General features: G+C 70.5%; 30 protein-coding genes and 1 tRNA gene. 25 read left to right on the top strand and 6 right to left on the bottom strand.

Translation table 11 applies throughout. The annotated features are described in order from the left end of the window. The first annotated feature begins 11 nt into the window (after nt 1-11). From ACH4RC_RS06965 to ACH4RC_RS06875, 19 genes are all read left to right on the top strand, one after another. On the top strand, nt 12-239 hold the full coding sequence (locus tag ACH4RC_RS06965; RefSeq protein WP_398196267.1) for a hypothetical protein: 228 nt from the start codon (nt 12-14) through the stop codon (nt 237-239). Between the two features lie 3 nt (nt 240-242). After that, nucleotides 243-608, top strand: a complete 366-nt coding sequence (locus ACH4RC_RS06960; RefSeq protein ID WP_398196264.1) for a hypothetical protein — start codon at nt 243-245, stop codon at nt 606-608. Between the two features lie 37 nt (nt 609-645). Further along, complete coding sequence (locus tag ACH4RC_RS06955) at nt 646-1,716, top strand: hypothetical protein (protein ID WP_398196261.1); 1,071 nt, start codon at nt 646-648, stop codon at nt 1,714-1,716. Further along, entirely contained in the window at nt 1,710-2,768 is a 1,059-nt protein-coding gene (locus ACH4RC_RS06950) for a hypothetical protein (RefSeq protein WP_398196258.1), read from the top strand. The genes ACH4RC_RS06955 and ACH4RC_RS06950 overlap by 7 nt, the downstream gene beginning before the upstream one ends. 1 nt (nt 2,769) lies before the next feature. Beyond that, complete coding sequence (locus tag ACH4RC_RS06945; RefSeq protein WP_398196256.1) at nt 2,770-3,144, top strand: hypothetical protein; 375 nt, start codon at nt 2,770-2,772, stop codon at nt 3,142-3,144. Next, the gene (locus tag ACH4RC_RS06940; RefSeq protein ID WP_398196254.1) at nt 3,144-3,593 is read left to right on the top strand and encodes a hypothetical protein; all 450 of its coding nucleotides are present in this window, start codon (nt 3,144-3,146) and stop codon (nt 3,591-3,593) included. Before ACH4RC_RS06945 ends, ACH4RC_RS06940 begins: the two co-directional genes overlap by 1 nt. Next, nucleotides 3,593-4,366: a hypothetical protein gene (locus ACH4RC_RS06935; RefSeq protein ID WP_398196252.1), complete on the top strand. Its 774-nt coding sequence runs from the start codon at nt 3,593-3,595 to the stop codon at nt 4,364-4,366. The genes ACH4RC_RS06940 and ACH4RC_RS06935 overlap by 1 nt, the downstream gene beginning before the upstream one ends. Before the next feature lie 8 nt (nt 4,367-4,374). After that, entirely contained in the window at nt 4,375-4,806 is a 432-nt protein-coding gene (locus tag ACH4RC_RS06930; protein WP_398196249.1) for a hypothetical protein, read from the top strand. A gap of 2 nt (nt 4,807-4,808) precedes the next feature. Continuing rightward, nucleotides 4,809-5,216 (top strand): hypothetical protein, encoded by a 408-nt coding sequence (locus ACH4RC_RS06925; RefSeq protein ID WP_398196247.1) that lies wholly within the window; start codon nt 4,809-4,811, stop codon nt 5,214-5,216. Between the two features lie 12 nt (nt 5,217-5,228). After that, nucleotides 5,229-5,630, top strand: coding sequence for a hypothetical protein (locus ACH4RC_RS06920; protein WP_398196244.1), 402 nt, complete (start codon nt 5,229-5,231; stop codon nt 5,628-5,630). A 141-nt stretch (nt 5,631-5,771) separates the two neighbouring features. Then, nucleotides 5,772-9,536 carry a phage tail protein gene (locus tag ACH4RC_RS06915; protein ID WP_398196241.1) on the top strand — a complete coding sequence of 1,255 codons (3,765 nt, stop codon included), beginning with the start codon at nt 5,772-5,774 and terminating at the stop codon, nt 9,534-9,536. After that, nucleotides 9,536-12,676, top strand: coding sequence for a carbohydrate binding domain-containing protein (locus ACH4RC_RS06910; protein WP_398196239.1), 3,141 nt, complete (start codon nt 9,536-9,538; stop codon nt 12,674-12,676). The genes ACH4RC_RS06915 and ACH4RC_RS06910 overlap by 1 nt, the downstream gene beginning before the upstream one ends. Nucleotides 12,677-12,687: 11 nt before the next feature. Beyond that, nucleotides 12,688-13,209: a hypothetical protein gene (locus ACH4RC_RS06905; protein WP_398196236.1), complete on the top strand. Its 522-nt coding sequence runs from the start codon at nt 12,688-12,690 to the stop codon at nt 13,207-13,209. Between the two features lie 9 nt (nt 13,210-13,218). Next, nucleotides 13,219-13,434: a hypothetical protein gene (locus tag ACH4RC_RS06900; RefSeq protein ID WP_398196233.1), complete on the top strand. Its 216-nt coding sequence runs from the start codon at nt 13,219-13,221 to the stop codon at nt 13,432-13,434. A gap of 12 nt (nt 13,435-13,446) precedes the next feature. Then, nucleotides 13,447-14,367 (top strand): N-acetylmuramoyl-L-alanine amidase, encoded by a 921-nt coding sequence (locus ACH4RC_RS06895; RefSeq protein WP_398196230.1) that lies wholly within the window; start codon nt 13,447-13,449, stop codon nt 14,365-14,367. A gap of 14 nt (nt 14,368-14,381) precedes the next feature. Beyond that, the gene (locus ACH4RC_RS06890) at nt 14,382-14,594 is read left to right on the top strand and encodes a hypothetical protein (protein WP_398196227.1); all 213 of its coding nucleotides are present in this window, start codon (nt 14,382-14,384) and stop codon (nt 14,592-14,594) included. Nucleotides 14,595-14,596: 2 nt separating this feature from the next. After that, nucleotides 14,597-14,977: a hypothetical protein gene (locus ACH4RC_RS06885; RefSeq protein ID WP_398196225.1), complete on the top strand. Its 381-nt coding sequence runs from the start codon at nt 14,597-14,599 to the stop codon at nt 14,975-14,977. Nucleotides 14,978-15,031: 54 nt separating this feature from the next. Beyond that, nucleotides 15,032-15,379 (top strand): hypothetical protein, encoded by a 348-nt coding sequence (locus ACH4RC_RS06880; RefSeq protein WP_398196223.1) that lies wholly within the window; start codon nt 15,032-15,034, stop codon nt 15,377-15,379. Beyond that, nucleotides 15,376-16,053 (top strand): collagen-like protein, encoded by a 678-nt coding sequence (locus ACH4RC_RS06875; RefSeq protein WP_398196221.1) that lies wholly within the window; start codon nt 15,376-15,378, stop codon nt 16,051-16,053. The genes ACH4RC_RS06880 and ACH4RC_RS06875 overlap by 4 nt, the downstream gene beginning before the upstream one ends. Before the next feature lie 41 nt (nt 16,054-16,094). Here ACH4RC_RS06875 and ACH4RC_RS06870 read toward each other — a convergent pair whose 3' ends face one another. Genes ACH4RC_RS06870 through ACH4RC_RS06860 form a run of 3 tightly spaced genes read right to left on the bottom strand, consistent with a single transcriptional unit; the run spans nt 16,095 to nt 17,746 of the window. After that, nucleotides 16,095-16,958, bottom strand: coding sequence for a helix-turn-helix domain-containing protein (locus tag ACH4RC_RS06870; protein ID WP_398197820.1), 864 nt, complete (start codon nt 16,956-16,958; stop codon nt 16,095-16,097). Between the two features lie 19 nt (nt 16,959-16,977). Beyond that, nucleotides 16,978-17,514 carry a DUF6879 family protein gene (locus ACH4RC_RS06865; protein ID WP_398196219.1) on the bottom strand — a complete coding sequence of 179 codons (537 nt, stop codon included), beginning with the start codon at nt 17,512-17,514 and terminating at the stop codon, nt 16,978-16,980. Continuing rightward, nucleotides 17,474-17,746 (bottom strand): hypothetical protein, encoded by a 273-nt coding sequence (locus tag ACH4RC_RS06860; RefSeq protein ID WP_398196216.1) that lies wholly within the window; start codon nt 17,744-17,746, stop codon nt 17,474-17,476. The genes ACH4RC_RS06865 and ACH4RC_RS06860 overlap by 41 nt, the downstream gene beginning before the upstream one ends. Before the next feature lie 197 nt (nt 17,747-17,943). On the opposite strand from ACH4RC_RS06860, the gene ACH4RC_RS06855 reads away from it, so the two are divergent. Then, on the top strand, nt 17,944-18,291 hold the full coding sequence (locus tag ACH4RC_RS06855; protein ID WP_398196213.1) for a DUF6415 family natural product biosynthesis protein: 348 nt from the start codon (nt 17,944-17,946) through the stop codon (nt 18,289-18,291). A gap of 184 nt (nt 18,292-18,475) precedes the next feature. Next, nucleotides 18,476-18,637 (top strand): hypothetical protein, encoded by a 162-nt coding sequence (locus ACH4RC_RS06850; RefSeq protein WP_398196211.1) that lies wholly within the window; start codon nt 18,476-18,478, stop codon nt 18,635-18,637. A gap of 364 nt (nt 18,638-19,001) precedes the next feature. Here the strand turns inward: ACH4RC_RS06850 and ACH4RC_RS06845 are convergent, their stop codons facing one another. Beyond that, nucleotides 19,002-19,232, bottom strand: a complete 231-nt coding sequence (locus ACH4RC_RS06845) for a helix-turn-helix transcriptional regulator (protein ID WP_398196208.1) — start codon at nt 19,230-19,232, stop codon at nt 19,002-19,004. A 604-nt stretch (nt 19,233-19,836) separates the two neighbouring features. Further along, nucleotides 19,837-19,908: transfer RNA gene (locus ACH4RC_RS06840), tRNA-Val, on the bottom strand. A gap of 228 nt (nt 19,909-20,136) precedes the next feature. Between ACH4RC_RS06840 and ACH4RC_RS06835 the strand changes: the two genes are divergently transcribed. The 4 genes from ACH4RC_RS06835 to ACH4RC_RS06820 all read left to right on the top strand — a co-directional run bounded on the left by ACH4RC_RS06835 (nt 20,137) and on the right by ACH4RC_RS06820 (nt 23,528). Next, entirely contained in the window at nt 20,137-20,952 is an 816-nt protein-coding gene (locus ACH4RC_RS06835; protein ID WP_398196206.1) for a DUF4097 family beta strand repeat-containing protein, read from the top strand. Between the two features lie 289 nt (nt 20,953-21,241). Further along, a complete protein-coding gene (locus tag ACH4RC_RS06830) occupies nt 21,242-22,501 on the top strand; it encodes a hypothetical protein (protein ID WP_398197818.1) in 1,260 nt (419 codons plus the stop codon). An 82-nt stretch (nt 22,502-22,583) separates the two neighbouring features. Continuing rightward, complete coding sequence (locus ACH4RC_RS06825; RefSeq protein WP_398196203.1) at nt 22,584-23,297, top strand: FadR/GntR family transcriptional regulator; 714 nt, start codon at nt 22,584-22,586, stop codon at nt 23,295-23,297. A gap of 9 nt (nt 23,298-23,306) precedes the next feature. Further along, nucleotides 23,307-23,528, top strand: a complete 222-nt coding sequence (locus ACH4RC_RS06820; RefSeq protein ID WP_398196200.1) for a zinc ribbon domain-containing protein — start codon at nt 23,307-23,309, stop codon at nt 23,526-23,528. 95 nt (nt 23,529-23,623) lie between these two features. Here the strand turns inward: ACH4RC_RS06820 and ACH4RC_RS06815 are convergent, their stop codons facing one another. After that, nucleotides 23,624-24,355, bottom strand: a complete 732-nt coding sequence (locus tag ACH4RC_RS06815; RefSeq protein ID WP_398197816.1) for an HAD family hydrolase — start codon at nt 24,353-24,355, stop codon at nt 23,624-23,626. Nucleotides 24,356-24,406 lie beyond the last annotated feature (51 nt).

The raw sequence follows: 24,406 nt of genomic DNA, 5'->3' as shown, positions 1-24,406 counted from the left end.
AGGAAAGCGACATGGGGAAGATCAGCCGCCACGGCGGCCCGTCGATCGAGGGCGCCGACATCGACCAGGACAGCGGTGAAGTGACGCCGCTCGCCGAACCCGACGAGGCCAAGGAGACGGAGACGAGCGAGGACACCCCGGCCGAGCCTGAGACGCCGGCCGAGCAGTCCGCGCCGGACGTGGCCGAGCAGTCCACCGAGCAGCAGCGGCCTCGCCGCGGGCGCAAGAGCGCGGAGTAGGTCATGGCCGAAGGATTCTCCACCGCGGCGGCGAACAGCGTCCTCGACGCGCAGGTCACCGCCTACCCCTGGTTCAAGCTGCACGTCGGCGCCCCGGGCCCGAACGGCACCGCAAGCCCGGCGACCGAGACGACTCGGAAGAACCCGGCGTTCGCGGCGGCATCCGGCGCATCGAAGGCCACGTCGGCAGACGCCGCGTGGACGGGCGTCGCAGGCACCGAGGACTACACGCACTGGTCCCAGTGGTCCGCGGCGTCGGGGGGATCCTTCGGCGGCTCCGGCACCGTCACCGCGAACGCCATGACGACCGGCGACAGCTTCACCATCCCGGCCGGGAGCCTCGTGCTCACCGTGCCGACCGCATCCTGACCAACCACCCGCCCGCCCTCGAAGGAGGTGATCGACCATGACGACGTTCAGCGACAGCTTCGACCGGCCCGACGGCACCGACCTCGGCCTCGACTGGATCGAGGTGTCGGGCGACTGGTCGATCGTCTCCGGGCAGCTCTCCCCGGGTGCAGCGAGCGGCACGATCATCAACCGTGCAGCGGTCGCGATGGCCACCAGCGACCACTACGCGCAGGCCAGCATCGTTGCGACTACCTCCGCCTCACAGGGCGTGTGGTGCCGGGGCAACATGACGGACGGCCTCACCTCGGGTTACCTGTGGCGCAACGACGGAACCGAGTGGACGTTGTTCGTAGTCGACGGCGGTGGCTTCACCAGCCTGGGCTCGTACGTTGCGGCGGCCGCGCCCGGTGATGTCGCCCGCGTGCAGGCTGTCGGCTCCGCCATCACTGGTTTCGTCAACGGGACCGCCCGCGTCAGCGTGGTCAACACCACCGTGTCTACCGGGCTCACCGTGGGCATCCGCTCCGAGTCTGTCGGCGCCGTCCGCTACGACAACTTCACCGCCGCCGACATCGTCCCCGGCGTCGTCGGCTCCGCAAGCGGCACGTTCGGCGGACTGTCCGGCATCGCGACCGGAACCCGTCGGGTCACAGGCGCGGCGTCTGGCGCGCTCGGCGGTCTCGCCGGGGCGGCGTCCGGCGCACGGCGCGTGCTCGGTGCAGCCGTCGGCGCCCTCGCTGGCCTGAGCGGCAACGCGACGGGGCGGCGCACGGTCGTCGGCACCGCGACCATGACGGGCGGCGCCCTGCACGGCAGCGCCACAGGCACGCGCGCAGTCACCGGCAGCGCGACCGGCCAGTTCGGCGGCCTCGACACCGTGACCGCAACGTCCGACCGCGAGCCCGCTCCGGCGCAAGGCTCCTGGTACGGGCTGCTCGACATCCTCCAGGAGGGGGCGCAGTTGTACCGCGAGGACCGCGAGCGGATGCCCACGGCGTGCGAGGACTGCGGGGAGCCGCTCCGCACCGGGCCGCGCGGCGACCTGTACTGCCCGTTCGACGGGTCGATCTGGGGGCCGGGCCCGACGCGGCTCGGCCAGGTCGGCGTCTCCTCGGGGCGGTGGTGACGGTGATCTGGTACGCGACCCGCGAGCAGGTGAAGGACGCGCTGGACCAGAAGGAGACGGCGCGCGCCAACGGGAAGATCGACCGGGCAATCGGTGCTGCGACCACCTCGGTGGAAGGGCTGTGCCACCGCACGTTCTATCCGGAGCAGGCATCCCGGTCGTGGGACTGGCCGTCCGGGCAGTCCGCCCCGTCCTGGCGCCTCTGGCTCGACGGCAACGAGCTGGTCTCCCTGAACAACGTGACCAGCGGCGGCCGGGACATCAACCTCGACGACGTGCTCCTCCGGCGCAGCGACGGCCGCGACGAACCCCCCTTCACGTTCCTGGAGCTGAGCCTCGCCTCGTCGGCCTCGTTCGGCGGCGGCCCCACCACACAGCGGGACATCACCGTCACCGGAACATTCGGCTACCGCAACGACGAGACACTCCTCGGTACCCACACCGGCATCACCAGCGGCGCGACCACCCTCACCGTGGACGCCGCCACCTCGGCCGAGGTCGGCGTCGGCAGCCTGCTCCGCCTCGACGACGAGCGCGCCACCGTGACCGCCCGCTCCATGGCCAGCACCGGGCAGACCCTCACCGCGGCGGTCGACGCGCAGATGAAGACCACCACCCTCGCCGTTGGCGACGGGGGCGCGTTCGCTGAGGGGGAGCTGATCCTCCTCGACGGCGAACGCTGCCGAGTCGACGAGATCGCGGGCAACATCCTCGTCGTCCGCCGCGCGGCCGACGGCTCGCCGATCGCCGCCCACGACGCGGCCACCCCCATCTACGCGCCGCGGTCGCTACGCCTGAGCCGCGGCGTCCTCGGCACCACGGCGGCCGCGCACACGGCCGGGGGCACGGTCGTGCGCTGGGACCCGCCCGCGCTCGTCAACGAGCTGTGCATCGCGCAGGCGATTACCAACCTGCTCCAGGGCGCCGCCGGATACGCGCGCACCGTCGGCTCCGGCGAAGGCACGCGTGAGGCGGCCGGCCGCGGCCTGTCCGCGATCCGCGAGGACGCGTACACCGCTCATGGCCGCAAGGCCCGAGCGAGGGCGGTGTGACATGGCAGTGACCATCGACGTCTCGAGCCGTGGCCCGATCTTCGACGGGCGGGCCCGCGCTGCGGCGAATCAGTACGTGGACCGCCTGGAGCGGGACCTCGCGGAGACGGGCGTGGAGCTTGTCCGCGAGGAGCTGCACAAGGTCTTGAAGCACCCGACCGGCTACTACGAGTCCCGGATCACGGTGGAGCGCGGGCACATCGTCACGGACCAGGGCGTGGTCTACGGGCCGTGGCTCGCCGGGCTCGGCTCGCGGAACTTCCCGGTGACGAGGTTCCGCGGCTACCAGCACTGGCGGCGCGCGGTCGAGCGACTCCGAGCCCGACGGCAGAGCGTGGCCGAGCGGCTGCTCCGCCGGTACGTGGGGAGGATGTGATGGACGTCCTCGGCATCCTCGACGGCGTCGAGTCCCACGCGGCGGCAAGCGGGTACTTCGAGCGGGTCAACGGCCACGAACCGAAGTCGGCGCCCACCACGGGCGGGCTGACGGCCGCAGTGTGGATCGACTCGATTACCCCGGTGCTGTCGTCCGGCCTCGCTTCGACGACCGGCCGCCTCCTTGTGATGGTGCGCCTGTACTCACCGCTGTCCGACCCGGAGGACGCCGTCGACCGCGACCTCATGGCCGCGACCTCCGCGCTGATCGGCGCGTACTGCGGCGACTTCACCCTCGGCGGCCTGGTCCGGCAGGTCGACATCCGCGGCGCGCACGGCGCCGCCCTGACCGCGCGGGCGGGCTACCTCGAACAGGACTCGGCGGTGTTCCGAGTCTTCACGATCTCCGTGCCTCTGATCGTCAACGACTTGTGGGAGGAGGCCCCGTAATGGGAAAGCAGTCCGGTCTCGGCGACGCGTTGTACATCGCGGGCTATGACCTGTCCGGCGACATCCAGGCCCTCGGCAACGTGGGCGGTGGCCCTGCCGCACTGGAGGTCACCGGCATCGACAAGAGCGCGCCGGAGCGCATCGGCGGCCTGCGCGACGGTCGCCTCCAGATGACGTCGTTCTTCAACCCGGGCACGCTGCCCGACAAGGCGCACGCCCGGTTCAAGACGCTGCCCACCAGCGATGTCATCGCCGCATACTTCCGTGGCACGGTGCTCGGCGGCGCCTCGGCAAACATTGTCGCGAAGCAGGTCAACTACGACGGCAACCGCGGTGATTCCGGGGAGTTCACGTTTGCCGTCGAGGCGCAGGCCAACGGGTTCGGCGTGGAGTGGGGCCGGTCGCTGACCGCCGGGAAGCGCACCGACACCACGGGCACGAACGGCGCATCGGTGGACTTCGGGCCCGGCTCCCCGCCGCTGTTCAACGGGGCCGCCCTGTTCGGTCTCCAGGCGTACCTCCACGTCTTCGCCATCACGGGCACCAGCGTGACCGTGAAGCTCCAGGAGTCCAGCGACAACGGAGTGGGCGACCCGTGGGCGGACGTGGTCGGCGGTGCGTTCACCGCGGCGACCGGTGTCGGTGCGCAGCGGATCGAGACCGCGCGCGGGCTGACCGTCAAGCAGTACCTCCGCGCGGTGACCACCGGCACTTTCACCTCGGCCACGTTTGCCGTGTCCGTGATCCGTAACGACGTGGCGGTGACCTTCTGATGATGAGCATGCCGATTAACCGGATCGACCCGAACATGCCGGTGCAGGCGTACCAGACCTACAGCATCACCAGCCCCAAGGACACCGGTGTACGGGCGGCCTGCGAGCAAGTCGGCTGTGCTGCATGGCGGCACGGCTGGGAGTCGGCGATTGACGAGCGGACCGAACTCGGCGCCCGGCAGGCGCACTACATCCGAACGCAGTCGCGGCGCACGTTCCGCGAGCAGCACACGGCGGCGGGCATCACCGTGTTCCGGTTCGAGCCCGGCCAGCGCTGCTTCGCCGATCACCAGACCCGGCCGGAGATCTACGCCGTCCGCGACGGCGACTGGCGCGGCAACCCCACCGGCAAGACCCGCACCCATCAGCGAGCGGCTGACTGGGTTGAGGACTTCGGCGAGCACCAGCTGACCCTCGTCGACCAGAAGAAGGAGGGCTGACCATGGCCAAGGAATCAGGGCTCGGCTGGAGCACGCTCAGCGTCGATGACGCAGCGGGTACCCCCCGGGATATCCGCAACGACATCACCAACTTGCAGTTCGCCACCCCCAGGGCGGTGCAGGACGTGACGGGTATCGACAAGAGCGCGATGGAGCGGATCCTCCTCCTCGCCGACTTCTCGATCACGCTGAACGTGGTGTTCAACGACGCGTCCCAGCGGATCCACGACGTGTTCAAGACCGTGCCGTCCACGTCCGTGGCGCGCACCACCACCCTCGCCGTGTCCGGCCAGACGCTGGCGAACGAGGTGCTCTACACCGACTACCCGCTGAGCCGTTCGGACTCCGGCGAACTCACCGCGGCGGTGCCTGGCGTTCTCGCCGACGGCACCGTTCCGACCTGGACCTGAGAGGCAACGGCCGTGGGCTTCAAGCCGAAGAAGAAGATCTACGAGTTGAAGTTCGAGGGAGACCCGGACCTCGACGGCCTCGTCGTCAAGCTGCGCGGCCTGAACACTGGGCAGACGCTCGGCATCGAGACCGCGCGCGAAGACGGCAGCGAGGACGCGGTGAACGGCATGCTGCGCACCTACGCGGACCGCCTCGTCGAGTGGAACATCGAGGGCGAGGACGGCGAGGTCCTGCCGCTCACGCTGGAGTCCATCCTCGGCCTCGAACCTGACCTGAACAACAAGGTCATCCGTGCTTGGACGGACGCTATCAACGGTGTGCCTGCCCCTTTGGACAGCGCCTCGCCCGATGGCGTGCCGTCGCTGGAGGCGTCGATTCCGATGGACGTCCCCTCCGAGAGCCTGGCGAGCTGACCCACGCTCGCGCAGTCATCGCACTGTGCGAGCGCTTCCACTGCCTTCCCTCACAGCTGTACGCCGAGGACCCCGAACTCCTGCGGATGCTCCGCATCGTCGAACTCGGCACCCCTGACGACCCGAACCCGGAGGTGAGCCATGTCTGATGACGTCACGATCACAGTCACCGTCAACAACCAGACGGGGCCGGGCTTCCGGGACATCAACGGGGCTCTCCGTGATGCGCGCGGCCGGTTCGCTGCGGACGCCGGCGCGATGTCGTCGGCATCCAACCGGCTCCAGGGCGCGGCCGTGGATCTGAAGGCGTCGTTGATGAGCCTGGCCCCGGCGCTGATTCCGGTGGCGGCTCAGGCGGCGCCGATCGTGACGGGGCTCGGCGCGGCGGGCGCGGCCGCGATCGCGTTCACGGCTGCGGTGGTGCCCCAGATCGGCACCATGAGCGAGGCGGTCAAGGCGCACTCGGCGTACGAGGACGAGGTCAAAAAGTCCGGGGCCACCTCGGAGGCCGCAGTCAAGAAGCAGGCCGAGTACGCCCGGCAGATGGCAGAGATGCCGAAGGCCACGCGCAACGCGACCGCCTCGTACATGGTGCTGTCCGACACGTTCAAGTCCTGGTCGGACCGCATGGCTGGCTTCACGATGAAGCCGGTCGAGCAGGGGCTCCAGATCACCACGGCACTCCTGCCGAAGATGTCGAGCCTCACGGTCTCCGCGTCGCGGGAGCTGACCCGCCTGACGACGCTCGCGGGCGGCGCCGTCGCGTCGCCGGGCTTCGACCGCCTCGCACAGACCTTCTCCGACTTCACGGACCGCACCCTCGACAAGGCGACCGACGGGGTCGTGCACTTCATGCGCGTCCTGTCGTCCGGCAACGCGTCCGGCCCGTTCACGCAGATCATGCAGTACGCGCGGGAGAACGGGCCCGCCGTCCGCGAGACCATGCAGAACCTCAGCGAGGCCCTGCTCCACGTCCTTGACGCCGCGTCGCAGGTCGGCCCCGGCATGCTCACGATCGTCAACGCCTTCGCGCAGCTGGTGTCGGCTGTACCGGCCGGGCTGTTGGCGAACCTCATGCAGGTGTACGCCGCCTTCAAGCTGATCCGGTTGGCCGGTGTCGGCATGGCCGCAGTCGGCACCTCCGTCGCGGGAATCACCACCAGCCTTACGGCGCTACGAGCTGCCTCTGTCGCGGCGGGCGGCGGGCTCGTAGGGCTTCGAGCAGCGTTCCTGACTCTGGGCACTGCGGCCAAAGCAACCGTCGTCGTGGCGGGCGTCGCCGCTGCCATCGCGGTCGTAGCGAAGCTGGCGACGATGGGCCAGCAGGCGGCGCCGAGCGTCGACAAGCTGACGTCGTCGCTGGGAAATCTGGGCCGTACGGGCAAGGTCACCGGGGAGGCAGCGAAGGCGTTCGGGTCAGATCTCGGGGGGCTGGCCGACAGTCTGCGGATGCTGGCCCGCCCGGACCTCGACCAGCAGATTCGAGGGACGATCCTCGGGATCGCGAACATCGACACGTCACAGATGTCGGCGGCGAAGAAGGATCTCGACGCAGTCGACAAGTCCCTCGCGAGTCTCGTGAAGGGCGGCAACGCCGACATCGCACAGAAGGCGTTCGACCGTCTCGCGTCGGGAATGAAAAAGGGCGGGCTGTCGACGGGCGAGCTGAGGGACCAGCTCGACGATTACAAGTCCGCGTTGGCTGACCAGGCTTTTGAACAGGAGTTGGCAGCTCAGAGCATGGGCATCTTCGGTGCTCAAGCCCAGGCGACCGGCGAGAAGCTCGCCGCGCAGAAGGCCAGCGCGGATGGTCTGCGGCAGAGCATCGAGGCCCTGAACGATGTGAACCGGTCGGCGCTCGGCGGCATGATCGGGTTCGAGGCGAGCGTGGACGCCGCAGCGAAGGCGGCGAAGGAGAACGCCAACTCGCTGAACATGGTGGGCGGGCAGCTCGACCTCAACTCGCCGAAGGCACAGGCCGCAGCGACGGCGCTCAACGACCTCGCCGCGAAAACCAAGGACGCGGCCACGAGCGCACGCGAGTCCGGGGCGTCGTGGGAGCGCGTCAACGGGATCTACTCGCGGGGCCGGGAGGCGTTCATCGCGAGCGCCCGCGCGATGGGCCTGTCCAAGAGCGAGGCGGCGCAGCTCGCCGCGCAGATCATGAAGATCCCCGCCTCGAAGAGCACCTCTATCAAGATGAGGACCGAGGACGCGGTCGCCGGACTCAACTCGGTGATCGGCGCGATCAAGCGGGCCCCGAACGCCAAGAGCGTGACAGTCCGGGCGTTGACGTCGGACGCCGTGCAGACGCTGCGTGACCTGGGCTACAAGGTCACGAGACTGAAGGACGGCCGGTTCAAGGTCACCGCGAGCACCGGCGCCGCGCTGGGCAACATCCGCGCACTTCAGGCGGCTCGCGATCGGCTCCAGAGCAAGAGCATCACGTTCACGACGACCAAGATCACCGTGTTCAGGACGGTGCGCCAGCAAGGCGCCTCGGCGCAGGCCGCGAAGAACTTCGCCGAGACGGCGCGCGCGTTCGGTGGCCCGCTCCCCAGGTACGCCGACGGCGGCAACGTCCAGGCGTTCCCCGCCGGGGGCTACGTGCAGGGGCCCGGGTCCGGCACGAGCGACAGCATCGTCGGCCTGTTCGGCTCCGGCGCGGCCGCCCGGGTGTCGAACACGGAGTACGTCGTCCAGTCGTCCGCGGTCAGGAAGTACGGCCTGCCGCTGCTCGAAGCGTTGAACTCCGGACGGCTGAAGCTCGCCGGATTCGCGAAGGGCGGCCCGACGAAGGCGCAGAAGGCTGCGGCCGAGCGGGCGAAAGCGGAGCGGCAGGCGCGGTCGGAGGCGCGCAGCGACCTGACCATCAGCCACTTCGGGCAGAAGGCGGGCTACAAGAACACGGAGATCCGGGCGGCGCTCGGCCGCCCGGAGTCGATCGGCCCGCTCGTGTCCGCCCTGAACCAGTGGCGCAGCACGATCATGAAGAGCACGCACGGCGGGCAGGAGCGGTCTCTCCTGCGGATGCTGGACTCCTACGGGAAGCGGCTGATCAGCCAGGAGCGGGCGCTGACGAAGGTCAACGACGCGCTGGACAAGGCGAAGAGCAAGCTCAGCGACTTGAAGTCGGCGGCGGCTCAGCTCGCCGACTCGGTCAAGAACAGTGTCCTGTCCTCGGCGAACATCACGAAGGGCCCTGGCGATGGGCCGACCACCGTGAAGACCATCATGGCCGGGCTCACCGCGTCCCGCGACAAGGCCAGCGCGTTCTCGCAGGCACTCGCCGGGCTGAAGAAGAAGGGCCTGAGCAGCACGCTGATCCAGCAGATCGCCGAGGCCGGGATTGACGGCGGGGGCCTGGAGACCGCGGGCGCGCTCATGGGCGCCTCGAAGTCCGAGATCACCAGTCTCAATAAGCTCCAGTCGCAGGTAGCGAGCAGCGCGAAGGCAGCCGGTGCGACGACCGGCGACGCCGTGTACGGGGCGCAGATCAAGGCGTCGCAGACCCTCGTGACCACGCTGACGAAGCAACAGACCAAGCTCGAGAAGTCGATGGACAAGCTCGCCGCGTCCATCGAGCGGTCGATGAAGCGCATGGTCGGCAGCAAGTGGACGGGCGGCATCACCGGGGCGGCAAGCGGCGGCGCCCGCGGCGGCCTCACCTGGGTCGGCGAGCACGGTCCCGAACTGGCCCGCCTCCCGTACGGCTCCCGCGTCTACCCGGCGCACACCTCCCGCCGCATGGCGGGCGAGGCGGCCGGGCCCGGCACCCCGATGACCGTCGTCCTTCAGCTCGACGGCCAGACGCTGGCGCGCGTCCTCGTCGACCCGCTGCGCGGTGAGGTCCGACGAGTGGCCGGCGGCAACGTGCAGCGGGCGCTTGGGTGGGGTGCTGCCTGATGTTCCCCCAGACCCCGCTCTCGTTCACGGTCGAACTCTGGTACGACGGCGACTGGCAGAACATCACCAGTCACGTCCGGCACGGCGACCGCATCCAGATCACCCGCGGGCGTCGCGCCGAGTCGGGGCGGCCGGAGCCCGGGTCGTGCCGCCTGACCCTGTCGAACAGAGACGCGAGGTATTCACCCGACAATCCCGTGTCCCCGTTGTACGGCAAGATCGGCCGCAACACCGCGATCCGGGTGCAGGTCGACGGCGACAGCCGGTTCATCGGCGAGATCAGCGCGTGGCCCCCGCAGTGGACCGAGGGCGGCAAGGACGTGTGGGTGACGATCGAGGCGTCGGGCATCCTGCGCCGGATCGATCAGCGGCGGGCCCCGCTCCAGTCGACGCTCCGGCGCCGCGTGTCCTCGGCTGCGTCGCTGGTGGCGTACTGGCCGATGGAGGATGCGGCAGGCGCGACGTCCGCGTACTCGCCGGTACAGAACGTGTCGCCGCTTCGGGTCAGCGGGTTCACGTTCGCTGCCGATGATGCGCTGGCCGGGTCGGATCCGCTACCGACGATCGCGTCGACTGCTTCCATGGTCGGGGTGGTCCCGGCCCGCACCTCGACGGGTCAGTGGACGTGCACGTTTCTCGCGAACATGGCGGCCGCGCCCGCTCTCTTGACTCGCCTCCTGGTGATCAACACCAATGGGACGGCCGCAGCGCAGATCGTCCTCGCGGTCACCAGCACCGCCATCCGGATCAGCGCGCTCGACGCCGACAGTAACGAGACCCTCCTCGTCGGGGTAACGACACCCGAGCTGTACGACAGCTGGGTCCGCATCGAGATCACCGCGCAGGAGATCGGGGCCAACACCCGGTTCCGTGTCGGCTGGGTCAACCTCACCAGCAACAGCGGGTACGGCACCGACAACACCATCGCGGGCACCAGCGGCGCCGTAACCCAGGTGTCGTCGCCTTTCGGTGCTGGCGTGGCAGGCATGGGCATCGGGCACCTCGCCGTGTTCTCCACCGCGACGACGACGATCTACAACCAAGCCGAGCGGGCTTTCGTCGGCGAGGCCGCACACATCCGCTTTCAGCGGCTGTGCCAGGAGGAGGGCATCAACGTCGGCCTCGTCGGCTCCGCGTCGGCGGCAATGGGACCGCAGCGGCCCGGCCGTCTCCTCGATCTCTTGTACGAGGTGGTCGACGCGGATGGCGGCATCATCTACGAGTCCCGCGACTCCGCCACCTTGATCTACCGGACACGGCAATCCCTCTACAACCAGACACCGAGGACGGCCCTCGACTACCGGCAGCACCTCGTGCCGGGGCTTCAGCCCACGTCGGACGACCAGACCACGGTCAACGACATGACCGTGCAACGGGTGAACGGCAGCTCGGCCCGCTACGTCCAGTCGACGGGCACCCTGTCCGTCCTGGACGCCCCCGCCGGCGTCGGCCGCTACGACCAGTCGGCGACCGTCAACGTGCAGACCGACGACGTCCTCCCCGATATGGCGTCGTGGGCCGTGCACCTCGGCACTGTGGATGAGCCCCGCTATCCGGCCATCCCCCTCAACCTGGCCCGGAACTACAACCTCGGCGCGTTGCTGGCGCCGATGCTCATCGGCGACCGGGTCACGGTGTCCAACACCCCGGCCTGGCTACCGCCGGACGGCATCGACGTCCTCGTGCAGGGCCTGTCGGAAACGATCGCGTCCACCGAGTGGACGCAAACGCTCATCGGCTCACCCGCCTCACCGTGGACCGTGGCCGTCGCCGACACGACTGCTTCGTGGGCGGACACGGACGGCGCTGTCCTGGACGCCGCGATGACGTCGACACAGACGACGGCGCTGGTGCACACCACCAGCGGCCTCCCGTGGACCGCCGCCCACCGGGACTGCCCGGTGCCGGTGCGCGTGTCCGGGGAGGTGATGCGCCTGGACGGGCCCGGCCCGTGGCTGAACGCAAACCCGTACTTCGACACCAACACCACGGGCTGGTCGGTACAGAACGGCACGTTCGCCTGGTCCACCGACTACGTCACCGCCCTGCCGCTTCCGGCGAAGGGCACGGTACGGATCACCCCGAACGGCACCTCGGCCACCGGCGGCCCGGTCGCCTCCCTCACTCCAGTCGGCAGCATCATCCCCGGCGTCACGTACACGGTGTCACTGTGGGCCTACAGCCCCGCAGGCTGGAGCGGTCTCCAGCCCGCGGTCAACTGGCACACCGCAGCGGGCACGTACATCACGACGTCCTCGCGGGCGGGCGGCTTCAACGTGCCCGCGGCCGCCTGGACGTACCTGGAGCAGTCGTTCACGGCGCCCGCGAACGCCTCGACGGCGTCGGTGCTGGCACTGCACTCCAACACCCCGCCCGTCTCGGCGGTCTGGTACGCGTGGGCGGTACGGATCACCCCGCAGACCGCGGGGGCTGCTACGGACTCCTTCACCCGCACCGTGTCGGGCGGCTGGGGCACGGCCGATACAGGGCAGGCATGGACGCTGACCACGGGCGCCGCGTCGGAGCGGTCCGTGGACGGCAGCCGCGGCATGGTCACCGTCCCGAACGCGACGATCGCCAACCCTCGCTTCCAGACGCTGGCCGGGCTCACCCTCGACGACTGCGAGATCCGCGTCCGGATCTCCGCCGCGCAGGTATCGACCGGCGCGGCGATGATCCCGAGCATCCTGGTCCGGTTCGTGGACGCCGCGAACTTCTACCGGGCCCGCCTGCACTTCTCACTGGGCGGCGTGATGTCGGTGTCGATCACCCGCGACGTCACCCAGCTCGGCGACGCATTCCTTCCGTACACGTACGCCGCGGGCGACAGCTTCGAGATGCGGGTCCGTATCGACGGGCAGCGCATCCGCATGCGGGTGTGGCCGACCACGTCCACCGAGTCCTCGGCATGGTCGTACGAGACGACCGTCACCACCTCCCCGATCACGTCCGGCTTGGTCGGCGTCACCGCCTCCGGCTTCGCCGGTAACAGCAACGTCAACCCGGCTATCGCCTTCGACAACTTCGAGATCGTCACCCCGCAGACCTTCACCGTCACGCGGTCCATGAACCGCGTCGTCAAAGCCCTGCCCGCCGGGGCGGACGTGCGCCTCGCCACCCCCGCCATCGTCGCCCTGTAGGAGGCAGCCCCATGGCCCAATGGCCACCCATCCCGGCCGGGAGCCGCATCACGTCCGGCCTCCTCACGTCGATGCTGCCGCAGATCATGTGGAAGGGCGCCAACAGCGACCGGTCGGCGACGACGTCCTTCGTGGACGACCCCGACCTGTTCGCCTCCCTGGAGGCGAACGCGACCTATCACGCCACCTTCTACCTGCACTTCGCGGCCGTCGACCTCGCCCGCTTCAAAACGATGTGGAACGTGCCCGCAGGCGCGACCGGGCTGCGCTCCGCGATCGGCCCCGACCAAGGCGTCTCCCTGTCCGGAGCCTCCGCGGGCGGCACGGGCAGATGGGGCGTCCACGCCTTCACCACGTCCGTCACGTACGGCACCCGGGACTCGGCCACCAACCAGTGCGCCGCGATCGAAGACGGCGTCATCAGCACCACCACCGCCGGGACGCTCGCCCTCCAATGGGCGCAGGTCACCAGCAACGCGACAGCCACACGCCTCGGCCAGGGCTCCACTCTGCACCTGCGCCGACTCGCCTAGGAGGCACCCATGGCCGACATGCCATACCCGTACTACCGGCTCAGCGCCCAAGGCCGCGACGAGGCGGGATTCACCCTGACCCTCCGCATCGAGGAGGGCGCCGGCGGTCCGCTGCCGGGCCTCACCACGGAGTCGGTCCTCGACAGCATCCGTCAGCTCCTCGCGGGCGAGAACGTGACGACGTCACTGTCCCGGTCCGAGATCACGACCACCAGCAACCTGTAGAGGGGGGACCGCATGGCCACACCACCGAGCGCAGCCACGTTCGCCAGAATCCTGCGGGAGGAGGGGCTCACTGTCGTCGAGGTCGGCGAGTGGGAGAACCACAACCGCAACAGCAAGGGGCCGTGGGGCCCGATGCACGGGGTGATGATTCACCACACCGTGACCAAGGGCAGCGCGAGCACGGTCGCGATCTGCCGCGACGGCCACAGCTCCCTGCCAGGCCCGTTGTGCCACGGCGTCATCACGAAGGACGGCCGCGTTCACCTGGTCGGCTACGGGCGGGCGAACCATGCGGGCCTGGGCGACGACGACGTGCTGCGGGCCGTCATCGGCGAGACCGCGCTACCGGGCGACGACGAGGCGAACACCGACGGCAACCGATCCTTCTACGGCTTCGAGTGCGAGAACTTGGGCGACGGCGAGGACCCGTGGCCGGCCGTGCAGCTGGAGGCCATCGAGAAGGTGGCGGCGGCGATCTGCCGTCACCACAAGTGGAGCGAGCGGTCCGTGATCGGCCACCTGGAGTGGCAGCCCGGGAAGGTCGACCCGCGCGGTTTCACGATGGCGTCGATGCGGTCGCGGATCGGGGACCGGCTGGGCAGCAAGGCACCGGCGCCGTCTCTGCCGACGCCGTCGAAGCCGTCGGTGTCGCTGTCCAAGCTGGTCAAGGCGGCGAAGGGCGACCCGGCGCGCAGCGGGACGCCGGTCACATACTCCGGTGTGCGCACCGTCGAGGCCGCGCTCGTCGACGCCGGGCTGCTCTCGAAGCCCTACAGCGACGGACACTTCGGGTCGGTCACCGTGGCCGCATACGCGAGGTGGCAGCGCTCGAAGGCGGGCGGCTCCTACAGCGGCAAGGCCGCCGACGGCATCCCCGGCCACGACTCCCTCGTCCGCCTCGGCAAGGCGCACGGCTTCACCGTCACCACCTGAGAGGAACGATCTCAATGCCCGAGCAGACCCCGCCGATCCTGCGGTACTTCAAGTTCGGCCACCTGCCCGATCACCTGCGCTCGGTGTCCGCACCGTTCGCCGACCTGGCGAACCAGCTGGTGGCGACGCTGCCGCCCGGACCCGAGCTGTCCGTGGCCCTCCGCAAGCTCCTCGAATCCAAGGACGCCGCCGTGCGCGCGGCCCTCGACCTTCCCAAGGAGTCGTGACCATGAAGATTTTCGGCAGAGAGCCGGTCTACATCCTCGCCGTCATCGCGATCGGGCTGAAGCTCGCCGCCGCGTACGGCCTCGACGTCAGCGAGGAACAGCAGACCCTCGTCAACACCGTCCTCGCCTGCGCCGTCGCGGTCGCCTCCGCCATCGTCCTGCGCACCGGAGCCGTCGCCGCGGCGATCCTCCAGTTCGCCTCCGCCGCCCTCGCGCTCTTCCTCGGCTTCGGCCTCGACATGTCGGCCACGGAACAGGCGGGGTGGATGTCGCTCGTCGCCGCGGTCCTCGCCCTGTTCGAGCACCCGCAGGTGACCGCCCCGCTCTCCTACCTCCGCGTCGAGCAGTCGAGCCCGCTCAAGCCGAGGGCGGAAGCGGCCTGATGCATCACGTCCTCCTTCCGAGTACCTGACCTTGCACACTGATCGGAGAAGCGCGTGCCCGAAGACCCCACCCTCGGCGAGGTGATGCGACGCCTCGAAGACGTCCGGCAGGACCTCAAAGAGGACATGCGGGAGTTGGGCACGCGCCTCGACAGCAAGGTCAGCATGGAGCGGTACCAACTCGAGCAGCTGGCCCGCGACGAGACGATGAAGCTTCTCACCGAGCGGATCAAGGGGATCGAGGAGGCACGCGACCAGGAGGCCCGCGCGCACCGAGAAGCGGAGCAGCGCATCGCGGATCGCAGAGCCGCCGACCGACGCCTGATCTTCACCGCGCTGGTCGCCCCCGTGCTACTCCTGCTCCTGACCGTGTACCTCAGCGCGAGGGGGGCGGGCGCGTGAGGCACAAGAACGCCGGGGCGGTGCGCCGCCGCAGTGATCTCCTGTACGCCCTCGTCGCGGCGGCCGCGCTCGCCGGGTTCGCGTTCCTCGTCGTGACGATGCAGAGCCTGTCGCACGACCTGCGCTCCGCGAACGAGGCGAGGGACCTCCTCGCTCGACAGGTGCAGCAACTCGGCGGGAAGCCGGTTGCGGGCCCGCCGGGGTCTCGTGGCGAGCCGGGCCAATCGGTGACCGGCCCCCGTGGGCCGAACGGTAGCGACGGCGTTGACGGCACCCCCGGGTCGCCTGGCCCATTCGGGGCGCCGGGCCGGGACGGGACCGACGGCGCGAGCGGCGCGGACGGCGCTGCCGGTGTGGGCTCGCCGGGTCCTACCGGCGCGGCAGGAACGAACGGGGAGGCGGGCCCGCCTGGTCCGCAGGGAGAGCCCGGCCCGGCGGGACCGCAGGGTCCTGCGGGAGCGAACGGGCAAGAGGGCGCGGACGGCCGGGACGGGGCTGACGGGACCGACGGAACAACTCAGTGCCCCGACGGGTACAGCTGGCAGACCCCGGCGGATGATCCGGACGCCTTGATCTGCCGTCGCGAGGGTGCGCCGCCGCCGGAGCAGCCGGACCCGGAGGAGACGCCGCCGGTCGCGGCCGGGCTCGATCCCACCCGACGCCAGTACGTGTAGAACGTGGCCCCCACCGCCTTCAGGCGGTGGGGGCCGTTTCGTCATGCCTCGATCCGGTCCAACGCCTCGATGGCCCGGGTGATCAGAGCGCGCGCGTCGGCCCCGTACACGGCCATGCTGCGCAGCTGCTCGAATGCTTTCAGGTACAGGGCGATCTCGGACGGCTGCGTCACGTCGACCTGCGCGGAGAGGAGTTCAACGGAGACGAGCGTGTCGTCGTAGACGTGGAACAACTCCTGCGGCCACTGGATCCTCTGACGCGTGTCGGAGGGAATGATGCCGAAAGACACGGCGGGCAACGCGCCGGCAGTAAGGAGGTAGCCAAGCTGCGCAGCCATCGCGGCCTGGTCCCCAAGCTGATAGTGCAGCACAGCTTCCTCTACGACGAACACAAACTTATGGCCCGCCTGGTGGATGATGCGGGAGCGCTCGATACGCGCCTTCGCGGCCGCGGTGGAGTCGTTGGGAATCTGGAGAAGGTCGGCGTTCGCGTCGAGGAGCGCGGCCGCGTAGCCCTCGGTTTGCAAGAGGCCCGGAATCAGGCTCGGCGAGTAGACCCGGAACAGGCGGGTCGCCCGGTACAGATCCAGGTAGCTCTCCTGGAGCTGGCGTAGCCCCTGGCGGGTTCGCTGGCGCCACTCGCGGTACAGAGACTCCGCGTTCAGCGACGAGGCAATGAGGTCGTCGATCTGTTGGAGGGCGTCGCACTCCATGCACCAGCGGCGGATATCGGTCGGGGACGGCGGTGTCTTCGCGTTCTCGATCCGGGACGTCTTGGCGTGGTGCCAGCCGCACCGGCTGGCCAGCTCGACGACCGATAGCCCGGCGCCCTTCCGGATACCGCGTAGACGTCGGGCAACGGTCTCGCGTGCTGCTTGCGCGGAGGACGACGGTGACTGGGACATCGAGCGGGCCTGTCCGGTCTCAGCGGATTTCGTACTCATCGTGTGGGATGGCTCGCTCCCACACTTGCTCGAAGGCGGCCATGCAGCGAGCAGCCAAGCCGGGGGCAGTACGGAGTTCGAGGCCGGGCTCGGTCCAGTCGCCGTCGCCGGACATGTGGTTGTAGAGCACGCTCTCGCTGTCGAAAATCCATAGATCGCAGGCGGGAACCAACAGGTCTGCGGCCTGGCGTCGGCCGAGCCAGCGCACCTCTTCGCCTGCCGCCACGTTGACGTCCGTCCCAGCGTGCTCGTAGCGGATGTAGTCGGTGACCGGCTCGGACACTATGCGGGCGCGGCGCACGCTCACGCCTCGCGCAGTCGCACGGGAGACAAGGTCGACCCACGGTGCCCAGTACGCGGAGGCAGGGTCGCTGTCCCTTCGGCCGGTGGCCTTCCACTGCTCGAAGTCAGCAGCCTCGTCGCCCACGCCGTAGACGTCGCGCATCTCCAGGTGAACGGCGGAGATCTTGCAGGCGTCAAGCAGGTCGATGAAGCTGGGCTGCTCGCTCGGCGGCATCGCATGCCTCCCTCAGTAGGTGGATGAGGTGGCCCGGGACACGCAGGACGCCCTCATGGGAGGGGATCCCTTTGGCGTGCCCGGGGGCGGTGTTCTCGACGCACTCGGCGCGGGTCTCCTCGTCCGCGAGGTAGCTCTGGATGACGACGTCGGCGGTCCGAGGATCGACCCATACGGTCGGTGACCCGGTCTGACCGGAGCCGTTATCGATGCCGATGAACTGTAAGGCCACGACTGCCTCCTTCTCCTGAGTCGTGCTCAGATGTGCACCACCGTGGGCCCACTGAGGTTCATGGTCAAGACCGCGACCTCTTGGCAGACGCAGGCTGGCGCCGTTCGTGCACATCCGTGCACGCCGTTGGCGGTCGTGCGCAGCACGGTCCTAGCGTCGGGACTCACAGATTCCGCCCTATCCCCGCGGAGAGCTCCATGGTCACCACCCACGAACTGCCAGCGCCGGCCGAGCCAAGCAAACTCCACGCGCTGCTCGACGAAGCTGGTGCGGCTCCGCGGACCCGTCCCAGCCCGGAACGGCGAAGCCAGCTCGACATCGAGCTGCGTGCCGAGATCCGGAGGCTGATCCCGCTCGTGCAGCGGCAAGCTGACCGCATCAATCACGGCACTCGCGCCTGGTACTCCAGGGACAAGGCGCTCGCCGAGGCCCGCGACGAGCTCACGCAGGGGCTCAGCCCCAGCTCCCTTGGCGGGTCCCTGCGGCTGGCCGCGCTCGGCCGGGTGGTGCGAGGGCTCGACCAATTCGCCGGCGGCGAGTCGTGACGCAGACGCAGGGCGACGAGGCCGCGGGCACGCGGTGCGATTCGGAGGACCGGACGGCGACGCCGGCGGGGCTCGCGTACCGATCATTGCTCGACCACGCGACGACATGCCGGCGGTGTGTGGCGAACTGGCAGGCGTGCCCCACCCGTCGCGCGCTTACCGAAACGCTGCGAGGGGTGCGCTGATGATCTGCTGGCGGTGCCACAAGGCCATCACTCCGGGCCAGGCGTTCGAGAGCTACGCGAAGGTCAGCATCTCCGCTGCGGGCGCGACGATCCACATGCACAAGCGGTGCCCCGTGCTCGGCTACTACCTGGGGACGCTGTTACGGCGGCGCTCTCGGTAGTCCAGACTCCCGTCGCTAGCTCATCGGCGGGTAGGGCGGTCGCTCGACGCCTGCACGTCGGGCGGCCGCCATCGACTCCCGCCGTTTTTCCGCTCCTTCGGGGCGGCGGGACAGCGGGCCGCGTTCTCACCGTGGCCTGCGCCCGGCTCGGTACCTCGGCAGGATCCGAGCTGGAAGGAGGCGGTCCCGAGTGCAGCCGGGGCCGCCTCGTCTGACTCCCGCGCCCCCGGACCCGGGCGCGGGCGGGCGGCGGCGCGAAGGGCAAAGCGCGCCGCCGCCCACACCGAGCCGCTCACGGTCCCCCCGGCTGTGGGCGGAGGAGGGCGGCGGTGTGTGCGTAGGGGTGCTGCTGCCGCCGCCCGACTCACACGAGGTCGCGAAGCGGGACGCCGAGCCCGTCGGCGATGCGGAGAAGGTTGTCGAGGACGGGAGAAGCATGGCCTTGCTCGATGCGATTAATGGCCTGCCGGTCGAGGCCAGCGCGCTCGGCGAGGGCCTCCTGCGTCATGTTCGCGTGGAGGCGTGCGGCCCGGATGCGGTCCCCGACGGCTCGCCGGGCGGCGAGGATGCGGGGCGACGGAGGAGCGGGCGGCACCCGCTCAACGCTCGCCCGGTCAAGATCGTCTGTCTGTATCGTGAACCGTACATTTTTGGATCACTAATCGGCCACGCGCGCAAGCCCCGCGTCGGTACGACGCACGTTCGAGTGAATGACTGTCCGAAATCAGATTCCCCGGGCAACGGTCATAGACCGTGCATATGACACACGCCTGAGCCCCGAACGGCCCTCACTGCGAGGTGAGGGCTCGCGCCCCTCCCGATGTACGCGCATCCGTCGGAGGGAGACGCACCGCTCTGATTCAGTCAGAGCCGACGCCCTGCCCCCGGACCCCGGGTAGGGCGTCTACTGTTTTCGCGCGGCCCCCGTCGAGCTGTACGACGGGGGCCACGGCCTGGGGGCAAGGCCTCCCCGCCAAGACACCCCAGGATGCCGACGGGCGCGCATCTGGCACACGCGGGGAGACGCACCAGCCCCCGTCAGACAGCGACTCTACGTACTGTCGCCGCGTGATCAATCCCTCGAACAGGTGATACGCGAGCAAGATCACGTGGCGTTGTGGACTCTATGTGGACTTCGATCACAGCAAAGGCCCTCCGGTGATCTCACCGAAGGGCCTCTGACCTGCTACTTAGTACCGTGGGCGCGGACGGTTTCGAACCGCCGACATCCTGCTTGTAAGGCAGGCGCTCTACCCCTGAGCTACGCACCCCAGATTCCGGGACAGCCTACCTTGCCGCAGCCAGTGCACCGCAAACCCGTAACGGGCGGGGCCGCTGCGGGGGTTATCCCCACCCGCGATCCGGTGGCCGGCCGCATCCCGCACGGGGCTCACGCGGCCGTACGTTCATGGGGTGCCGCTCACCGGACCGGCACCCCGGAAGCAGAACAGAAGCAGAACAGAGCAGAGCAGAAGCAGCCGTCGCAGGGGGAGTTCGCCATGACCGTCCGACCGTTCCGCACCGCCCGCGGCACCCGCACCGCCCGCGGCACCCGTACCGTCCGCGGTCTCGCCGCCGTGACGGCCGTGGTCGCCGTCGCCGCGACGGCCACGGCGTGCGGGGCCGACGCCTCCGGCGACGACCACCCGGACCACCGCTCCTTCGCCCTGCAGGGCCGCACCCTCACCGTCGACTCGGACGACGCCGCCCTCGACCTGGTCCCGGGCGACAGCGACAAGGTCGAGGTGACCCGCTGGTTCCGCGGCTCCACCGTGATCGGCTCCGATCCGAAGGTGACATGGAAGTGGCAGGCGGACGAGGACCGCCTGACCCTGCGCCTGCACTGCAGCGGCTTCATCGCCGACTGCTCGGCGCGCCACCGCGTGGAGGTGCCGCGCGGCATCGCCGTGGTCGTCCGCAACGACGACGGCAGCGTCCGCGCGAACGGCTTCGACAAGGGCCTCGACATCTCGACGAAGGACGGTTCGGTCCGCGTCGAGAACGTCTCGGGCCCGCTGAGTCTGAGCGGCGACGACGGTTCGCTGCGCGCCTCCGGCGTGGACGCCCGGCAGGTCTCCCTGCGCACCAAGGACGGCTCCGCGCACCTCGCCCTGCGCACGGCCCCTGAGCGGCTCGACGCCACGAGCGACGACGGGTCGCTGACCCTCGAACTCCCCGGCTCCGCGACGTACCGCGTGGACACGCACACCGACGACGGCCGCGTCGATGTCTCGGTGCCCCGCGACAAGGCGAGCGCGCACCGGATCACGGCCCGCGCGAAGGACGGAAAGGTCACCGTGCGAACCGCGGACTGAACCACGAACCGAACCACGAACCGAACCGCGAACCGAACCGCGGACCGACCGGCTCGTGTGTTCGCCCTTGACCGGTGGGAGAATGGACATCGGTCAGGGCGGACGACGGCACGGGCAGCACGGGGAGTGGTTGGTGACGACGGCGAAGAACGAGCGCCCCGACAAGGCGCGCCCGACCGCGGCCAGGACGGCTCCGCGCATCCGGCGCGGCCCGTGGCCCCGTCCGCTCCACGACCTCCACGACCTCCTGGTCCTCACGCTGCTGCCGCTGCCCGCGCTCGCGGCGGCGATGACCACCGCCTTCGCCGGCGGCGGCACCCGGAAGTGGTTCGGCGGCCGTGCCGAGTCCCAGCGCGCGGAGGCCCAAGCGGCCAAGGACGCCGCGGCGGCCGCGTTCTACGAACTGGACTCCGCCCAGCGGGACCTGCGCATCTCGATAGAGACGATCACCGCGGTCGACGACTCCCCCGCCGCGCGCCGCGCCGTCGGCGACTTCGAGCGGCTGGGGACCCGGATCGACGAGGTCAGCGCGCAGTACATCAGCGCGGTCGACGCCCATGACCTGGACCGGGACGATCTGGAGGCGAGCGTCGCGGCTCGCGCGCGGGCCGATCTGACGCAGGCCAAGGACCAGCTGACCCGGACCAAGCAGGACCTGGACCGGTTCACACAGGGTCTCGGTCCGCTGCTCGGCAAGGCGGAGACGCAACTGGCGCGGCTCGCCCCGTCCGTGGAGCGCGCCCGGCAGGCGTTGCTCGCCGCGACGACCGCCCTGGACACCGTCCGCGCGGCCGGCCTGAAGGCCGACGACCTCGCGGGGCGGCTGGCCGCCCTCGGCCCCGAGCTGACCAGGCTGAACCAGGGCGCGGGCCAGCACGGTGTCCCGGAGACGCTGGAGCGCGCCGAGCGGGTCGCGCGCGACGCCGAGGCCGTACGGGCGGAGGCCGAGCGGCTCCCGGAGCGGGCCGCCGAGATCGACCGGCGCCTGGTCTCGCTGCGCACCCGGGCGCAGGCGCTGACCACGCGCGCGGGCCAGGTCGAGCCGGTCCTCAGCGAGCTGCGGCGCCGGTTCACCGCCGCGTGCTGGCAGGACCTCCAGCGCGTACCGGACCTGGCCGCGGAGAACGTGCGGCAGGCCGAGACCAAGCTCGCCGAGGCCCGCACCGCGCGCGACGAGCAGCGCTGGCCCGACGCCACGTCGCGCCTGTCCACCGTGCGGGCCCTGCTCAACACGACGGACGAGTCGGTCTCCGCCGCCTCCGACCGGCTGCACCGGCTGAACGCCGTGTCCAAGGACCCGCGGCAGGAGATCGACCGCACCCGGTTCGCGATCCGTGACGCGCAGCGCCTCGCCATGGCGGGCCGCAGCACGCCCGACCCGCGCCACGCCCGCCCCCTGGACGACTCCGTGGCCCGTCTGGACCGAGCCGTCGAGGGGCTGGAGGGCCGCCACCCCGACTACTGGCACTTCCTCACGGAGACGGAGGCGGTACGGGAGACGGCGGCCCGGGTCGTGTCGCGGATCCGCGAGGAGCGCGGCGGCGCCTGACCCGGCGCACCGCCTCCCGGTCAACCAGGCGCTCTCCAGGGCGAGTTGATCTCACCCGGTTACCCGTGCGAGCCTGCTCCGCATGACCAGCTCCCCGCCGCTGCCGCACGGGCACGACGTGCACCGCACCGCGGTCGAGACGCTGGCCCGCCGCATCACGGACGGTGCGTACGACGTCGGCCGCCGCCTGAGACCGCCGGTCCTCGCCGCCGAGCTGGGGTTCGTGGAACCGGTCCTCGGCGAGGCGGTACGGGTGCTCGCGGCGAAGGGCGTCGTGGACGCCGGGCACCGGGTGCTGCCCCGGGCCGAGTGGAACGTCCTGGACGCCGACGTCCTGCGCTGGACCCTGACCGAGGCCCACGAGCCGCTCGGCTCCTTCGACGTCTTCCCCGACCTGCACGAGCTGCGCCGCGCCGTCGAACCGTCCGCCGCCGCGCTCGCCGCCCAGTTCCGCTCCCCGGAGGATCTGAGCGCGCTGGGCGCGTCCCTGTCGGCGATGGCCGAGGCGGAGCGCCTGGACCGTGCCCCGCACGCGGAGCTGGCCGCACGCGCCGACGCCACGTTCCACACCACCCTCCTGACGGCCTCGGGCAACCGTTTCTTCGCCCGCCTGGCCCACGTCCTGGCCCCGCCCCTCACCGCCCGCAGCGAACGGGTCCACGCGGGCCCGCACCACCACCCGCTCCCCACCCACACCGAGGTCGCGGCGCGCGTACGGGACCGGGACGCGGACGGCGCGTACACGGCGATGCTGGAACTCCTGGACCTCTCGCTGCGGGACGATCCGACCCCGTAACCTCGACCCATGCCTCGTTACGAGTACCGCTGCCGTACCTGCGGCGACACCTTCGAACTCCGCCGCCCCATGTCCCAGTCCTCGGCCCCCACCCCGTGCCCCTCGGGCCACGAGGACACGGTGAAACTCCTGTCGACGGTGGCGGTGACGGGCGCGGCGACCCCGTCACCGGCGCCCTCGGCGGGCGGTGGCGGTGGTGGTGGCTGCTGCGGGGGAGGCTGCTGCGGTTAGCCCACCGCGGGTGTCAGCGGGGGGGCGCCCCAGTGGGTGTGAGCGGGGGCGCCACCGCGGGTGTCAGCGGGGGCGCCGAGTTCGGCCGGGGCAGCTCACAGCTCCCCCAAGAACCCCCGCAACACCGCCTCCCCCGCCAGTACCCCGCTCTCCGCGAGCACCGTGAGGCCCGGGATCGTCCAGCCCGCCTCCGCCAGCTCGCCGTGGGCGGGGCGCCAGGCGCGGGTCACCGCCTCCAGCAGATCCGCGTCAAGCAGTGAGTCGCCCGCGCCCAGGGTAAGTTCGGCGCCGGTCCTGCGGGCCACCTCCCGCACCGCCGCGCCCTTCGTCAGCGGCTTCGGGACGGCGTACACCTTGCGGCCCTGGAGGGAGACGTTCCAGCCGACCCCGTCGGCCCACGCGGCGAGCTCCTTGACCCAGCCGGGCGGCAGCAGGGCCCGGTCGACCACGAGGTAGGCGAACAGCTCCTCGGCGACGCGCTCCTTCAGCAGCCACGCCGGGTCCGCGGCGGCGACCATCCGCGCCCGCACCTCGGCCAGCGGCGCGCACCCCGCCGCGATCCGCGCCGCCACCGCCGCGCTCCACCGGGGGTCGGACACCCCGTCGACCAGGAGGTGCCCGCCGTTGGCGCAGATCGCGTAGCGCGGCGCCGGACCCGGCAGCCGCACCCGCCCGTACTGCTCGCGCGTCCGCGTGGTCGTCGGCACGAAGACCGACCGCCGCGCCACCTCCGCGAGCAGCACGGCCGCGTCCTCGGTGACGTACGACAAGGGTCCGCTCTGGTAGACCTCGACGCAGAGCAGGCGCGGCGCGAGCGCGTCGGGCATGGTCAGGCCGAGCGCCCCGGCCGAGTAGATGAGCGTACGGTCGAGGTCGCT

The organism is Streptomyces sp. NPDC016845, assembly GCF_044332585.1.
Classification (GTDB): Bacteria; Actinomycetota; Actinomycetes; order Streptomycetales; family Streptomycetaceae; genus Streptomyces.
Note: the sequence above shows the minus strand (reverse complement) of the source record. Positions and strands in the feature narration are given on the sequence as shown.

Coding starts and splice junctions, on each gene's coding strand:
- ACH4RC_RS06945 (WP_398196256.1), top strand. CDS start 2,770: ATGGCAGTGACCATCGACGTCTCGAGCCGTGGCCCGATCTTCGACGGG.
- ACH4RC_RS06850 (WP_398196211.1), top strand. CDS start 18,476: ATGATCTGCTGGCGGTGCCACAAGGCCATCACTCCGGGCCAGGCGTTC.
- ACH4RC_RS06940 (WP_398196254.1), top strand. CDS start 3,144: ATGGACGTCCTCGGCATCCTCGACGGCGTCGAGTCCCACGCGGCGGCA.
- ACH4RC_RS06930 (WP_398196249.1), top strand. CDS start 4,375: ATGCCGATTAACCGGATCGACCCGAACATGCCGGTGCAGGCGTACCAG.
- ACH4RC_RS06835 (WP_398196206.1), top strand. CDS start 20,137: ATGACCGTCCGACCGTTCCGCACCGCCCGCGGCACCCGCACCGCCCGC.
- ACH4RC_RS06885 (WP_398196225.1), top strand. CDS start 14,597: ATGAAGATTTTCGGCAGAGAGCCGGTCTACATCCTCGCCGTCATCGCG.
- ACH4RC_RS06820 (WP_398196200.1), top strand. CDS start 23,307: ATGCCTCGTTACGAGTACCGCTGCCGTACCTGCGGCGACACCTTCGAA.
- ACH4RC_RS06955 (WP_398196261.1), top strand. CDS start 646: ATGACGACGTTCAGCGACAGCTTCGACCGGCCCGACGGCACCGACCTC.
- ACH4RC_RS06915 (WP_398196241.1), top strand. CDS start 5,772: ATGTCTGATGACGTCACGATCACAGTCACCGTCAACAACCAGACGGGG.
- ACH4RC_RS06900 (WP_398196233.1), top strand. CDS start 13,219: ATGGCCGACATGCCATACCCGTACTACCGGCTCAGCGCCCAAGGCCGC.
- ACH4RC_RS06960 (WP_398196264.1), top strand. CDS start 243: ATGGCCGAAGGATTCTCCACCGCGGCGGCGAACAGCGTCCTCGACGCG.
- ACH4RC_RS06910 (WP_398196239.1), top strand. CDS start 9,536: ATGTTCCCCCAGACCCCGCTCTCGTTCACGGTCGAACTCTGGTACGAC.
- ACH4RC_RS06965 (WP_398196267.1), top strand. CDS start 12: ATGGGGAAGATCAGCCGCCACGGCGGCCCGTCGATCGAGGGCGCCGAC.
- ACH4RC_RS06865 (WP_398196219.1), bottom strand. CDS start 17,514: ATGCCGCCGAGCGAGCAGCCCAGCTTCATCGACCTGCTTGACGCCTGC.
- ACH4RC_RS06830 (WP_398197818.1), top strand. CDS start 21,242: ATGACCACCGCCTTCGCCGGCGGCGGCACCCGGAAGTGGTTCGGCGGC.
- ACH4RC_RS06890 (WP_398196227.1), top strand. CDS start 14,382: ATGCCCGAGCAGACCCCGCCGATCCTGCGGTACTTCAAGTTCGGCCAC.
- ACH4RC_RS06855 (WP_398196213.1), top strand. CDS start 17,944: ATGGTCACCACCCACGAACTGCCAGCGCCGGCCGAGCCAAGCAAACTC.
- ACH4RC_RS06905 (WP_398196236.1), top strand. CDS start 12,688: ATGGCCCAATGGCCACCCATCCCGGCCGGGAGCCGCATCACGTCCGGC.
- ACH4RC_RS06895 (WP_398196230.1), top strand. CDS start 13,447: ATGGCCACACCACCGAGCGCAGCCACGTTCGCCAGAATCCTGCGGGAG.
- ACH4RC_RS06825 (WP_398196203.1), top strand. CDS start 22,584: ATGACCAGCTCCCCGCCGCTGCCGCACGGGCACGACGTGCACCGCACC.
- ACH4RC_RS06925 (WP_398196247.1), top strand. CDS start 4,809: ATGGCCAAGGAATCAGGGCTCGGCTGGAGCACGCTCAGCGTCGATGAC.
- ACH4RC_RS06870 (WP_398197820.1), bottom strand. CDS start 16,958: ATGTCCCAGTCACCGTCGTCCTCCGCGCAAGCAGCACGCGAGACCGTT.
- ACH4RC_RS06935 (WP_398196252.1), top strand. CDS start 3,593: ATGGGAAAGCAGTCCGGTCTCGGCGACGCGTTGTACATCGCGGGCTAT.
- ACH4RC_RS06815 (WP_398197816.1), bottom strand. CDS start 24,355: ATGCCCGACGCGCTCGCGCCGCGCCTGCTCTGCGTCGAGGTCTACCAG.